This window comes from Trichococcus patagoniensis, assembly GCF_003051085.1.
Taxonomy (GTDB): Bacteria; Bacillota; Bacilli; order Lactobacillales; family Aerococcaceae; genus Trichococcus; species Trichococcus patagoniensis.
On record NZ_QAOM01000007.1, the window covers coordinates 102,020 to 116,278 of the forward strand.

The 14,259-nt window shown below is 47.7% G+C and carries 13 protein-coding genes; 12 read left to right on the top strand and 1 reads right to left on the bottom strand.

Translation table 11 applies throughout. From position 1 onward, the window contains the following. The first annotated feature begins 36 nt into the window (after window positions 1-36). Genes C8U37_RS06175 through C8U37_RS06190 form a run of 4 tightly spaced genes read left to right on the top strand, consistent with a single transcriptional unit; the run spans window position 37 to window position 3,384 of the window. Entirely contained in the window at window positions 37-738 is a 702-nt protein-coding gene (locus C8U37_RS06175; RefSeq protein WP_108032390.1) for a tRNA (adenine(22)-N(1))-methyltransferase, read from the top strand. Beyond that, on the top strand, window positions 735-1,868 hold the full coding sequence (locus C8U37_RS06180; RefSeq protein ID WP_108032391.1) for a Nif3-like dinuclear metal center hexameric protein: 1,134 nt from the start codon (window positions 735-737) through the stop codon (window positions 1,866-1,868). Before C8U37_RS06175 ends, C8U37_RS06180 begins: the two co-directional genes overlap by 4 nt. Before the next feature lie 14 nt (window positions 1,869-1,882). Next, the gene (gene pepT / locus C8U37_RS06185; RefSeq protein WP_108032392.1) at window positions 1,883-3,124 is read left to right on the top strand and encodes a peptidase T; all 1,242 of its coding nucleotides are present in this window, start codon (window positions 1,883-1,885) and stop codon (window positions 3,122-3,124) included. Continuing rightward, window positions 3,121-3,384, top strand: a complete 264-nt coding sequence (locus C8U37_RS06190) for a DUF1294 domain-containing protein (protein WP_170100206.1) — start codon at window positions 3,121-3,123, stop codon at window positions 3,382-3,384. Before pepT ends, C8U37_RS06190 begins: the two co-directional genes overlap by 4 nt. A 44-nt stretch (window positions 3,385-3,428) precedes the next feature. On the opposite strand, the gene C8U37_RS06195 is transcribed toward C8U37_RS06190, so the two are convergent. After that, entirely contained in the window at window positions 3,429-4,280 is an 852-nt protein-coding gene (locus C8U37_RS06195) for a DegV family protein (RefSeq protein WP_108032394.1), read from the bottom strand. 172 nt (window positions 4,281-4,452) lie between these two features. Between C8U37_RS06195 and truB the strand changes: the two genes are divergently transcribed. The 8 genes from truB to C8U37_RS06235 all read left to right on the top strand — a co-directional run bounded on the left by truB (window position 4,453) and on the right by C8U37_RS06235 (window position 14,177). After that, entirely contained in the window at window positions 4,453-5,364 is a 912-nt protein-coding gene (truB, locus tag C8U37_RS06200) for a tRNA pseudouridine(55) synthase TruB (RefSeq protein WP_108032395.1), read from the top strand. A 22-nt stretch (window positions 5,365-5,386) separates the two neighbouring features. Beyond that, a complete protein-coding gene (gene ribF, locus C8U37_RS06205; RefSeq protein ID WP_108032396.1) occupies window positions 5,387-6,349 on the top strand; it encodes a riboflavin biosynthesis protein RibF in 963 nt (320 codons plus the stop codon). Continuing rightward, entirely contained in the window at window positions 6,350-7,480 is a 1,131-nt protein-coding gene (hemW, locus tag C8U37_RS06210; protein ID WP_108032397.1) for a radical SAM family heme chaperone HemW, read from the top strand. A gap of 135 nt (window positions 7,481-7,615) precedes the next feature. Then, window positions 7,616-8,650 (top strand): heat-inducible transcriptional repressor HrcA, encoded by a 1,035-nt coding sequence (hrcA, locus tag C8U37_RS06215; RefSeq protein ID WP_108032398.1) that lies wholly within the window; start codon window positions 7,616-7,618, stop codon window positions 8,648-8,650. A 22-nt stretch (window positions 8,651-8,672) separates the two neighbouring features. Next, entirely contained in the window at window positions 8,673-9,209 is a 537-nt protein-coding gene (gene grpE, locus C8U37_RS06220; RefSeq protein ID WP_108032399.1) for a nucleotide exchange factor GrpE, read from the top strand. Between the two features lie 44 nt (window positions 9,210-9,253). Continuing rightward, complete coding sequence (gene dnaK, locus C8U37_RS06225) at window positions 9,254-11,074, top strand: molecular chaperone DnaK (protein ID WP_108032400.1); 1,821 nt, start codon at window positions 9,254-9,256, stop codon at window positions 11,072-11,074. A 99-nt stretch (window positions 11,075-11,173) separates the two neighbouring features. Then, window positions 11,174-12,316: a molecular chaperone DnaJ gene (gene dnaJ / locus C8U37_RS06230; RefSeq protein WP_108032401.1), complete on the top strand. Its 1,143-nt coding sequence runs from the start codon at window positions 11,174-11,176 to the stop codon at window positions 12,314-12,316. A gap of 214 nt (window positions 12,317-12,530) precedes the next feature. Beyond that, window positions 12,531-14,177 (top strand): phosphoenolpyruvate carboxykinase (ATP), encoded by a 1,647-nt coding sequence (locus C8U37_RS06235; RefSeq protein WP_108032402.1) that lies wholly within the window; start codon window positions 12,531-12,533, stop codon window positions 14,175-14,177. Window positions 14,178-14,259 lie beyond the last annotated feature (82 nt).

Below are 14,259 nucleotides of genomic sequence, written 5' to 3' on the forward strand. Positions count from 1 at the left end.
AGAACCATCAGCAAAAATGGAAATGGAGGGATAAGGTTGAACAATCAACAATTATCCGTAAGACTCGAGACAGTCGCAGGTTTTGTCCCTGAAAATGCCCGACTGGCCGATATAGGCTCGGATCACGCATATCTGCCTTGTGTTTTGGCAGCGCGCGACGTCATCAGTTACGCATTGGCAGGGGAAGTTGTGAAAGGCCCCTTCGAATCGGCAGCGGAACAAATCAGAACATCAGGAGTCGGCAACCGCGTCAGCGCCAGACTTGGCGATGGCATGGATGTGATTGAGCCGACGGATCATATAAACGTCGTCACCATCTGCGGGATGGGTGGGGACTTGATTTCCAAAATTCTGGAAAAAGGCAGACTGAAAGATAAATTGGTCGGTGTGGAACGGTTGATCCTTCAGCCCAATAATGGAGAAAAGAAACTGCGTGAATGGTTGATTGCCCACCAATACAAAATCATCGACGAAACGATAGTGGAAGAAAACGGAAAGATTTATGAAATCATCGTTGCCGAAAATGCTGAGACGGCCGAAAACTACACTGATCTGGAATACAGTTTCGGCCGTTTCCTGCTTCAGACAAAAAATGAAACGTTCCGCAAAAAATGGTTATCCGAAATCGACAAATGCCAATACATATTGGACAGCATGCAAAAAGCAAGCAATGATCTGAACGAAAAAGAACAGCAAGTGATCAATAAAATCAATGAAATTAAAGAGGTGCTGGGATGAGAAGCATTACTGGTTATGAATTCATCGAGTTATTCGAATCGCATGTTCCGACTTGGCTGGCAGAAGAGGGGGATCCGGTGGGCCTCCATTTGGGAGACTTGAGCCGTCCGGTCCGCCGTATTTTGGTGACGCTTGATGTCCGTCCGGAAGTCGTTCAGGAGGCCATCGAGAAGCAAGTCGACTTTATCTTCTCCCATCATCCGCCGATCTACAGACCGTTAAAAAATCTGGACGTTTCAGACAAGCAAACAAAGATGTACGTGGATCTGCTGAAACATGACATCAGCGTCTATGCGGCCCATACGAATCTGGATAATGCGAATAACGGGATGAACGATTGGCTCTCTGAAGCTTTGGGGCTGTTGGATGTTGAAATTATGGACGTCACGAAGCGCGTGCCTGTGAAAAAAATATCTGTATGCGTGCCGAATGGCGATTGCAATCGTGTCCGTGTGGCTATGACAGATGCTGGCGCGGGGAACATTTCCGACGAATACAGCCACTGCTCCTATGAGGCGCAAGGCGTTGGTCGCTTCACGCCGCTTGAAGGCGCGAAACCTGCCATCGGCCATATCAATGAACCCGAAGCGGTGCAGGAGAAAAAAATTGAGATGATCGTCGAAGATAAATACTTGGCGGAAGTGTTGGAGGCGCTGTATGAATCGCATCCATACGAAGAACCCATCTACGAAATCTATACGATCAATAATTTCCAACGCGAATACGGTCTGGGAAGGGTCGGCAATTTAGCCTTGCCGATGTCGTTGCGTTCCTTTATCCAGTACGTGAAGGATGTTTTCCAGATCGAAGGCATGCGCTTCATCGCAGCCGATTTGGATCAGACGATCACCCGCGTTGCCATCTGCGGCGGGGATGCCGGCAAATATTATCGAAAAGCAATCAAAAAGGGTGCGGATGTCTATATCACTGGCGATGTCTACTACCACACGGCCCACGATATGCAGGCTGATGGACTGACCGTCATCGATCCGGGCCATCACATCGAACAGATCTGCAAACCGAAATTATTGGAATTATTCAATGCATGGAAAAAAGAAAATGGGTGGGATCTGGAAGTGATCGCTTCCGAAATCAATACGGATCCTTTTATTTTCGACAGTCAATTGTGAGAGGATGTCAATGAATGCAAGAAAAATTAGTGAACCGTTTTTTGAAATACGTTAAATTTGAGACAAGATCGGATGAAAAAAGTCCGACAGTGCCTTCTACCCAAAATCAGGTGGACTTCGCCAAAACTGTTTTGATGCCGGAACTGGAATCCATCGGACTTTCGGATATCCAATACAATGCGGCCAATGGCTTCGTGACGGCAATTTTGCCCAGAAATTCCGAAAAAGCTTTTCCTGCTATCGGGTTCATCGCCCATATGGATACAGCTGATTTTGAAGCGGCACATGTAAATCCGCTTATTTGGGATGACTATGCGGGCAACGATCTGATCTTGGATGCTGAAACACAGCTGATCCTTTCACCGAAGGATTTTCCTTCTTTGAAGAACTACATCGGCCAGACTTTGATCACTACCGACGGGAAAACGTTGCTGGGTGCGGACGACAAAGCCGGCATCGCCGAAATCATCACAGCTTTGGAAGCGATAAAAGCAGCGGATAATTTGGAACACGGGGACATCAAAGTCGCTTTCGGACCGGATGAGGAAATCGGCCGTGGAGCTGATCTTTTTGATGTGGCTGGCTTCGGCTGCGACTTTGCCTATACGATGGATGGCGGACCATTGGGAGAACTTGAATTTGAAAGCTTCAATGCAGCGCAAGCTATCGTGACGATCCGTGGCAAAAATGTGCATCCAGGCACTGCCAAGGACACGATGGTGAATGCAATCAAATTGGCCATCGCTTACGATAGCGCTTTGCCGCAAAATGAAGTGCCTGAACAAACCGAAAAGCGCGAAGGTTTCTATCATCTGTTGGGCATCGAAGGCAATGTGGAAGAAAGCAAGATGACCTACATCATCAGGGATCATGACAAGGATCTTTTTGAGAACAGGAAAACCACCATGCTTACGCTTGCGGAGCGCATGAACAAGGAATTGGCTGAAGAACGCCTTACTATCGAAATGCACGATCAGTACTACAACATGGGGGAAGTGCTGAAGGAAGATATGCGTCCAGTCGATCTGGCAGAAACGGCGATGAAGTCACTGGGGATCACCCCGATCATCGAACCGATCCGCGGCGGGACGGACGGATCCAAGTTGTCCTTCATGGGTCTGCCCACTCCGAATATCTTTGCCGGGGGAGAAAACTTCCACGGACGCTATGAATTTGTGTCTGTCCAATCAATGGAGAAGGCAGTTGCGGTCATCGTGGAGATCATCAAACAAAGCCAAGGATACGGAGAACAATGAGAAATCCAGTGCTCATTTACTTCATCTTGGCGAACCTCGTGCTATTCATTTTGATGGGCATCGATAAAAAGAAAGCGCGGCAGAAAGCTTGGCGCATACCGGAACGCAATCTGCTCCTGCTCGGATTTTTCGGTGGCGGCCTGGGCGGACTGCTGGGGATGCATCACTTCCGGCATAAGACGAAACACCAGAGTTTCAAGGTAGTCTTCGCTTTGGGCACACTCTTGACCGGCATCGCATCCTATTTCTTGTTCATATGAAAGTAAAATGCCGCTATTTCCCATTCGGAAGATAGCGGCATTTTTTATTTATTTTTCATGAGGAATTGGATGGATACGGCTTCGGGGCCGGCGTGGGTCATGACGCTGGCGCTGGCATAGGACGTGTACATCTCTGCGTTGGGAAACGCAGCCTTCAGCATGCCGATGATTTGGTTCGAATATTCCGACAAACCGTCATGCGTGATGCCGATCGCTTCAACATCCAGGTATTTCTGCTTCAGCTCTTCGATGATTTCTTCGTAGCGCTTGACGATTGCTTTTGTGCCGCGGCCTTTGATATCGGTAGTCAAGGCGCCGTCGATCATTTTCAGGTTGGCTTTGATGTTCAGCAGCGTTGTGATGCGGCCCATTGTTTTTCCGATACGGCCGCCCTTGACCATGTTTTCCAGGTTGACGATGCAGATGTAAAGCAAGGTCCGCTCCTTAACGGCAGTGACCCGAGGCAATGCTTCCGCCACTGTCAATCCTTCCGCCGCACATTTGGCAGCTTCCAATACTTGGAAGGCAGCGGCTCTAGCGCAAAACTTCGAATCGATGACGGTGACTTTACCGTGGGCGAGTTTAGCCGCCTGGTGAGCAGAATTGACGGTTCCGCTCAACGTTTCGGTTACATGGATGGACAAAACCTCGCTGCCATCTGCCGTCAATTCATTGTATTTATCCAAAAAAGTGCCCATGGCTGGTTGGGATGATTTCGGCAATTCCTTGCTGTTCATCATTTTTTCAAGAAACTCGGGTTTGGTTATGGTGACGCCGTCGTAATACAGCACGTTAGCGATCATGGATGAAAGCGGGATTACGGTGATTCCATATCTGTCAATTTCTTCTGCGGACAATTCCGTTGTGGAATCGGTCACAATTTTGAAGTTTGGCATGATGATTCTCCTTCGTTGCAGTCTTATTTCCTTAAGCATAGCAGATTTTTCAGGAAAAGTAACGCAGTTATCACTATGATTGTAAGCATATTCTTCTATTGTTGATGTTTTTTCATGTAGAATAGATTATGCTATAATAGGTTAGTTGTAGAAGAAAGTAGGTTACAGACATATGGACGGAATATTACCTTTATGGAAAGAACGCGGCATGACAAGTCACGACTGCGTATTCAAACTGAGAAAAATATTGAAAACTAAAAAAGTGGGGCATACCGGTACACTGGATCCGGAAGTTGATGGCGTTTTGCCGATCTGCATCGGGAAAGCCACAAAAGTCGTCGAGTTTTTGACTGACACGGACAAAGCTTACGAAGGGGAAATCACTATCGGAGTCGCCACAACGACTGAGGACAGCCAAGGCGAAACGATCGCGAAGGCGCCGGTTGCGCAAGACCTGTCTTTGGCCGAAATCGATGCTGCGATGGAAGCCATGGTTGGCGAAAGCATCCAAGTTCCGCCGATGTATTCCGCGGTCAAGGTGAACGGAAAAAGGCTGTACGAATACGCCCGCAAAGGTTTGACCGTCGAAAGGCCGCAAAGAAGCATCCACGTCATGAGTTTCGAGCGGATTTCAGAACCCGTCTATCATGCGGAAGAGCAAACGATGTCCTGGAGTTTCCGGGTAACTTGCGGAAAAGGGACCTATGTGCGGACCTTGGCTGTCGATTTGGGCGCATCATTGGGTTATCCGGCGTACATGTCTAGCCTGACGCGCACGATGAGCGGATCCTTCACGAAGGATGATTGCCTCACGCTGCAGCAAGTGGCTGAAGCAATGGCAAACAACGAAATTGACGCGCATCTGAAGCCGATCGACTCGGTATTCGAAGCGTATCACCAGATTGCGCTTGACGATGAACTGTGGGATAAGGTGAAAAATGGTGCGGTTCTTCCGAAAGAGGGACCATTTGAAACCATGGATGCCCCCGTTTTGTTCACCTACCAGGGCAAAATCGTGGCGATGTACGAACCGCATCCGACCAAATCCGGTTTCATCAAACCCAGAAAAATGTTCCTATCATAAACACCAAGGAGTTGCCTTAGCAATGGAAATAATGCATATACATCATCCCTATGACCAAAAACTGATGCCAGACGAGCAAGTCGTGTTGGCGTTGGGCTACTTTGACGGCGTCCATCGAGGACATCAAGAAGTGATCAAAAGGGCAAAGGAAGTTGCCGAAAAGAAGAACCTCAAACTTGCCGTCATGAGCTTCAATCATCATCCGAGCATCGTTTTCCAGAAGATGAACCCGGAAACGATGCAGTATTTGTCGACCGTCAACCGAAAAGCCGAAATATTCGAAAGCTTGGGCGTTGATTATTTCTTCGTCATCTCATTCACATCTGCCTTTGCCTCTTTGAGACCGCAGGAATTTGTCGACCAATACATCAGCGGCTTGCATGCTGCCGCAGTCGTTGCCGGTTTTGATTACACCTATGGGCCCAGAGAAATCGCGGATATGAAGCAATTGGTGAACTATGCAAAAGGCCGCTTCGAAGTCATCGAAGTTGCCGAATTGAAGAACGAAGCCGAAAAAATCAGCTCCACCCATATCCGGGAAGCATTAATCGATGGGAATATGGAAAAAGCGAATGAATACTTAGGCTATATCTATCAGAACGACGGCACGGTCATCCATGGCGATGCGCGAGGCAGGCTATTGGGTTTCCCGACTGCCAATATCCAGACCGAAAAACACACACGCTTGCCAAGGAATGGCGTATACATCGTGAGCATCAGAGTGAACGGAACCTGGTACCGCGGCACGGCTTCGATCGGGCACAACATCACTTTTGAAGCTGGCCGCGATAAAACCGTGGAAGTATATATACTGGACTTCGATAAAATGATCTACGGTGAAGATGTAACTGTCAGATGGCATCATTTTATCCGCAGCGAAATCAAATTTTCAGGCGTCGACCAACTGATCGCGCAGCTTAAAAGTGATGAAGCCGATACGATCGCCTATTTTAAGGAGCACCCATTGGATGAGGTGACCCTCTAAATGGCAGCGGCTTATTTGCATATCCCTTTCTGCGAACACATCTGTTTCTATTGCGACTTCAATAAAGTGTTCTTGGAAGGCCAGCCGGTCGATGAATATGTGGATGCTTTGATAAAGGAAATGCAGCTGTCGAAACAACTGCACCCTCAAGAAGAGATCAGCACTTTCTATATCGGCGGCGGCACACCTACGACACTGAATGAGCGCCAGCTGGAGAAGCTGTTGAACGGAATCCGCAGCACCTACTCCATGCCGAAGGGCGCCGAGTTCACGATGGAAGCCAATCCGGAAAGTATTTCTTTCGAGAAGCTGAAGATCATGCGTGATTATGGGGTCAACCGTTTGAGCATGGGTGTCCAATCATTCAATAACGATATCCTGAAAAAAATTGGCCGCATCCATACAGCCGAGCAAGTGTACGCTTCTGTGGCCGATGCCCGCAGAGCCGGATTCGAAAACATGACCATCGATCTGATCTTCCGGCTGCCGAACCAAACGATGGCCGATTTTGAAGACAGTCTTAAAAAAGCCTTGGAATTGGATTTGCCGCATTACTCGATCTACGCTTTGATCCTCGAGAATAAAACGGTTTTCTACAACTTGATGCGTCAGGGGAAACTGCCGTTGCCTTCGGAAGACACAGAGGCAGATATGTACGCTCTTGCCATCGAGACGATGTCAAAAAACGGCAGGAATCAATACGAAATCTCCAACTTTGCGTTGCCGGGCTATGAATCCCAGCACAATCTTACCTATTGGAAAAATGAGTCCTATTTCGGTTTCGGGGCAGGTGCGCACGGCTATATCGATGGGATCCGCTACCACAATCATGGACCGATCCAGCAGTATCTGGCGCCATTGCGTGAAAATGAGCTGCCTATCATCCGGCAGCAGCAGTTGTCGAAAAATGAACAGATGGAAGAAGAAATGATTCTGGGTCTGCGTACGATGGTTGGCGTCAGCCAAAAACATTTTGCCGATAAATTTCAGACCCCGCTGTTGGATCAGTATGCTGCCGTCATCGCGGATTTGGTTGCGGACGGCCTGCTTCTGGTCGATGGCGACAGGATCCGTTTGACCCAAAGAGGTGTTTTCCTTGGTAATGAAGTATTCCGTTCTTTCTTGATGTGAATGTGTTCGTTGTCTGTGGGGTGCCCATAATGTTATGAAAAATGATTGTATTCCGTTGACAAAGCCTGTAACCCGTGATAAATTTATTTATGGTTAGCACTCATTATGGTCAAGTGCTAAAGTGAGGTGAAAATCTTGTTAACAGAAAGACAGTTGCTAATTTTAGATTTAATTGTCAGGCATTACATCGAATTCGAGGAGCCGATCGGTTCGAAGACGCTTCTCAAGGAATCTGCATTGTCCTTGAGTTCCGCCACGATCCGCAACGAAATGATGCGGATTGAAGAACTGGGCTTCCTGGAAAAAATGCATTCATCATCCGGTAGGATACCATCGATCCAAGGGTACCGTTACTATGTCGATCAACTATTGGGCAAAGAAAGCGAAGAAGTCGCTGACGACGTCAAACAGACGATCAAGCATGGTTTTCAGAATCCTTACCGGGAAGTGCAGCAGGTCGTCGAAAAATCAGCTGAAATGCTTTCCTTTTTGACCAATTATACCGCTTTGGCGATCGGCCCCGAAACAAAGGACAGCCGATTGACGGGATTCCGCTTGGTCGCACTCAATGAAGGCCATGTGATGGCCATCTTGGTGACTGATAAAGGACATGTGGAAAATCAGATTTTTTCTGTTTCGCCAGGCTTCTCAGCCTCTGAGATAGAAAAAATCGTCAACATCTTCAATCAGGAACTTGTAGGCCGCACGCTGCAGGAAGTATTCATCAAACTGCAAACGGACATTCCAGTGATCATCCGGAAGTACGTCGATGCAAAAATCGATTTCACAGCGATCTTCACTGACATCGTGGCGAAGTTGGAGCATGACCGCTTCCATGTAGGCGGCAGCATGAACCTCCTGAACCATTTGGATGCGACGATGGACAAGAATAAAGTCAAAGCCATTTTAAGCATGCTGAACGGGTCTCCGGACATCCATGCGCTTTTTTCTAACCCCAACGATGGTGTCGGCGTCAAGATCGGAACGGAATTGGACAATGAGCTGTTGCATAATTTTAGCCTGATCACGGCTACCTATGACACGGCCGGCAACGGTAAGGGCCTGATCGCATTACTGGGGCCAACCAATATGCCTTATCAAAAAATGATCAGTATCATGAAATTTATGCGTTACGAACTTTCTGATAGCTTGAATGATCTGAACAAATAAGCACGACAAAGGAGATTTTGAAGTGGACAATAACGAAGAATTAGTGGACCAGGAACAAGCGACCGTTGATACAACGGTTGTCGAAGGTCAAGAGACGGCTACGGAAGCAAGTGAGGTTGAAACCTTGAAAGCAACCTTGTCCGAAACGGAAGACCGGTTGTTGCGCCTGCAGGCTGAACTTGCCAATATCCAGAAGCGCAACGCGAAAGAAAGACAGGATGCGGCGAAATACCGTTCCCAGTCATTGGCGCAGGAATTGTTGCCGGTGATGGACAGTTTGGAAAGAGCTTTGGAAATTGAAGTGGAAGATGAAAAATCTTTGAACCTGAAAAAAGGTTTGGAAATGGTCATGAATCTGTTCACAGAAGCTTTCGCTAAAGAAGGGATTTCTCCGATCGATCCGATCAATCAACCTTTCGATCCGAATTTCCATCAATCGATCCAAGTACTGCCAGCTGCCGAAGGGCAAGAGCCTGATACGGTCGTCGCGGTAGTGCAAAAAGGATACAACTTGAAAGAACGCGTGTTAAGGCCAGCGATGGTCGTTGTGTCAGAATAATTTTATTGGTAAACAAAAAAATTCATATAGAGGGGAATAACATCATGAGCAAAATTATCGGTATTGACTTAGGTACAACAAACTCAGCTGTCGCTGTACTAGAAGGCGGAGAAGCTAAAATCATCCCAAATCCAGAGGGAAACCGCACGACACCATCTGTCGTTTCATTCAAGAATGGCGAAATCCAAGTGGGCGAGGTTGCAAAACGTCAAGCAGTTACGAACCCTAACACAATCAGCTCAATCAAGCGCCACATGGGCGATGCTGGCTACAAAGTGGAAATGGAAGGCAAAAGCTACACACCGCAAGAAATTTCAGCGATGATCCTTCAATATCTGAAAGGCTACGCAGAAGACTACTTAGGTGAAAAAGTTGATAAAGCCGTTATTACTGTTCCGGCTTACTTCAACGATGCACAACGTCAAGCGACTAAAGATGCCGGGAAAATTGCTGGCCTGGAAGTGGAACGTATCGTCAACGAGCCGACTGCGGCAGCTTTGGCATACGGTTTGGACAAAACCGATAAAGAGGAAAAAATCCTCGTATTCGACTTGGGTGGCGGTACATTCGACGTTTCCATCCTTGAATTGGGCGATGGCGTATTCGACGTATTGAGTACAGCCGGCGACAACAAATTAGGCGGAGATGACTTCGACAACAAAATCATCGACTACTTGGTTGCGGAATTCAAGAAAGAAAACGGAATTGATCTTTCAAATGACAAAATGGCGAAACAACGTCTGAAGGACGCTGCTGAAAAAGCCAAAAAAGATCTGTCAGGCGTAACATCAACTCAAATCAGCCTGCCGTTCATCACTGCCGGCGATGCAGGTCCGTTGCACTTGGAATTGACGCTTACTCGCGCGAAATTCGATGAAATCACTTATGACTTGGTTGAACGTACTAAAGGTCCTGTACGCCAAGCAATGAAGGATGCTGGTTTAACCGCTCCCGAAATCGATGAAATCATCCTTGTCGGTGGTTCAACACGTATCCCTGCAGTCATCGAAGCAGTCCGTAAAGAAGCAGGCAAAGAGCCGAACAAATCCGTTAACCCGGATGAAGTTGTCGCAATGGGCGCTGCTATCCAAGGCGGAGTCATCTCCGGTGACGTGAAAGACATCGTATTATTGGACGTAACACCGTTGTCATTAGGTATCGAAACAATGGGTGGCGTGTTCACTAAATTGATCGACCGCAATACGACAATCCCGACAAGCAAGTCACAAGTCTTCTCGACTGCTGCCGACAATCAACCAGCTGTTGATGTACATGTCCTGCAAGGTGAGCGTCCGATGGCAAACGACAACAAAACATTGGGTCGTTTCCAATTGACGGATATTCCATCAGCTCCTCGTGGTGTTCCGCAAATCGAAGTATCATTCGATATCGACAAAAATGGTATCGTCAATGTTCGCGCTAAAGACTTGGGAACGCAAAAAGAACAAACAATCACCATCAAATCCTCTTCCGGTCTGACTGACGAAGAAATCGAAAAAATGGTAAAAGATGCAGAAGCTAACGCTGAAGCAGACAAATTGCGCAAAGAAGAAGTTGAATTGCGCAACGAAGTGGATCAATTGCTCTTCCAGACTGACAAAACTTTGAAAGAGCTTGACGGAAAAGTCGACGCTGATGAAGTGAAAAAAGCTGAAGAAGCAAGAGACGAACTGAAAGCAGCAGTCGAAGCAAATGATTTGGAACAGATGAAAACGAAGCGTGATGCTTTGAATGAGCTTGTCCAAAACCTGACTGTCAAACTTTATGAGCAAGCTGCTCAAGCGCAACAACAAGAAGGCGCGCATGATACAGCAACTGACGACGGTGTCGTTGATGCCGATTTTGAAGAAGTAGACGACAAATAGTCAACTCTAACGAGAGGAAGCCAACGCTTAACTGCATTGGCTTCTCTCACTGTATAGAGATAAAATGTTCAGATGAAGCCAATCAATGGAGGCGAAACAATGGCGAAGAGAGATTATTACGATGTCTTGGGTGTGTCGAAGGATGCCACAGACGATGAGATAAAAAAAGCTTACCGGAAACTTTCCAAGAAATTCCACCCGGATATCAACAAAGAAGCGGGCGCAGAAGACAAATTCAAAGAGCTTGCTGAAGCTTATGAAGTCTTGAGCGACGGCAATAAACGCGCAGCCTATGACCAATACGGACATGCCAGCACTGATCCCAACTTCGGCGCAGGCGGCGGTTATGGTGGCGGCGGCTTCGGCGGCTTCTCGGGCGGTTTTGAGGATATCTTTGATTCCTTTTTCGGAGGCGGAGGCGGTCGCGGCAGAAATCCGAATGCCCCGCGTCAAGGATCTGATCTACAATACCGAATCCACCTTACATTTGAAGAAGCGATTTTCGGGAAGAAAGAAACCATCCGTTACAAACGTGATGAAGAATGCAAAACCTGCAGTGGATCCGGAGCAAAACCGGGCACGCAACCGAAAACGTGTTCGAAATGCCATGGTTCAGGAGCGGTCGGTGTCGAAAGGAATACACCTTTCGGCCGCGTAATGACGCAAGCAGTCTGTGATGTCTGCGGCGGAACAGGCAAAGAGATCACGGATAAGTGTACAACATGCCACGGACATGGGCATGTCGAAACCGATCACTCTGTGGCAGTCACCATCCCTCCAGGCGTCGACGATGGACAACAGATGCGCTTGAACGGCCAAGGCGAAGTCGGCAGCAATGGCGGCCCGTATGGCGATCTCTATGTCGTTTTCCAAGTGGAGCCAAGCGATATTTTCGATCGCGAAGGGACAGAGATCCATTATACGCTTCCGATCAGCTTCGCCCAAGCAGCTTTGGGTGATGAGATTGAAGTGCCTACCGTGCACGGAAAAGTCAAGCTGAAGATTCCTGCCGGGACACAAACGGGCACGAATTTCCGCCTGAAAGGCAAAGGGGCGCCACGCTTGCGTGGAACCGGAAATGGTGATCAGCACGTCAAAGTGACTGTCGTCACACCGAAGAACCTTAGCGAGAAGCAAAGAGAGGCAATCCGCGCATTCGCAGCAGCAGGCGGCGATACGTTGGTGGAAGATGACGCCAATTTTTTTGATAAAGTAAAGGACGCCTTCAAAAATAAAAAATAAGTTAGCTGAAAAAACCGATGCGTTGGAAACAACACCGCATCGGTTCTTTTTTTGTCCCTAGACTATTCTGTTAGAGTTTTTGTAACTAACATGAGGACAAGCAACACTTTTTTTATAGAAAAAGAGTAAATATTCGCTAATTCTAGCATGTAAGGGGTTACATTTTGGAGAAATAGGATTATAATGGAACTATCAAATAAAAGAGGTGACGTAAATGGCTACTATAGAATCGTTCAATAGATCCGAATTAAAGAAGTCCAACCCTTTACTTACGAAATTCCGGACAACGGTCGAAACAGCTTTTTATGGCAAAAACATGCAGGAAGTCACGGACATGACGGAAGCCTATGAACTCGCACTGAACGCTGGAGGTGTGGTCGTGACTGACCTGCCTGTGCTCCACGCAAAAGAATTGGGATTGCCGGATGATGCCAAGGTGCTTGTCGAAAACGGCGGGAGAATCATCGGCCGTACTGCCCGCGCCAAACGGATCATCGGAGAGAACAAAGAAGAAGACGAAAAACTTGAAGGCATCATCATGGATGTCATTTATCAAAACAGACTGCGCCATTATTATAAAGCGACAGGCTATGTAGGCTTGGATAAAGATTTCATCATCAAAGCGCACATCGCATTTCCCGAAGGAAACGAAAACAATCTTTATTCCTGGCTGTTGAACTTCCAGTGGAACAGCCCGGAATATCAGGAAATGTACGCGCAGTCGAAGCTGTACAATGAAGGCGATATCTACATCTATACGGATCCCGACTGGCGCCATCCGGATTATCCGCTCGGTGTGGCTATCTTCGAGCCCGACAGAAACGTTGCCTGCATCCTCGGAATGCAGTATTTCGGTGAATTCAAAAAAGGCACACTGACGCTTGCTTGGGGAACCGGTCATCGGAATGGCTTTGTTGCTTGCCATGGTGGTCAAAAACACTTCCGCCTGCCTGATGGCGGTTCGTATGTCGCTTCCTTCTTCGGGCTTTCGGGGTCAGGCAAATCGACTCTGACCCATTCGAAACACGACAACAAATATGAAGTGAAAGTGCTGCATGACGATGCCTTCCTGATCGATTTGACGGATGGCTCATCCATCGCGTTGGAACCTTCCTATTTCGATAAAACCCAGGATTATCCCGCCGATCACCCTGAACAGGACTATTTCGTGACTGTCCAGAATGTGGGAGTGACAAAGGATAATGATGGCAAAATTGTGCTGGTCACCGAAGATATCCGAAACGGCAACGGACGGACAGTCAAATCACGCTATTCCACTCCGAACCGCGTGGATAAGTTCGAAGAACCGATCAATGCTGTCTACTGGATTATGAAGGACGATGCCCTGCCGCCTTTGGTGAAGGTGGACGAAGCAGTCCTGGCGGCAACATTCGGCACGACGCTGGCCACAAAACGCACGACTGCGGAAACGTTGAAGAAAGGCGAGTCGACCGATAAACTGGTCATCGAACCATTCGCAAATCCTTTCCGGGTCTATCCATTGGTTGAGGATTATGACGGCTTCAAAGAATTGTTGGCTCATGAAGAGGTCGACTGCTACATCATCAATACTGGATTTTTCATGGGTAAAAAAATACCGAAGGAAGTGTCTCTAGGCGTTATCGAAAGTGTCGTTGAAGGGACAGCTTCATTCGTGCCATTCGGTACTGCGCCGCATCTCAGCTATCTGCCGGTCGAAGGTTTCAATCCCGATTTTGAAGATAAAGACTATACGAAGTTGGTGAGAAGACGCATGCAGCTGCGGGAAGATTTCTTGGAAGAATTCAATGCTGCCCATCCGAGTGTCCCGCTTCCTGACGAAGCCATCCAAGCATTGCAAAATATCATTGATGCTTTTTAAGTATCAATGGGAAAGAATCCGGAGGGGAGCCTCCGGATTCTTTTCGGTTATATAGGCTGGAAAACCCGGTGAGCAGCACCTC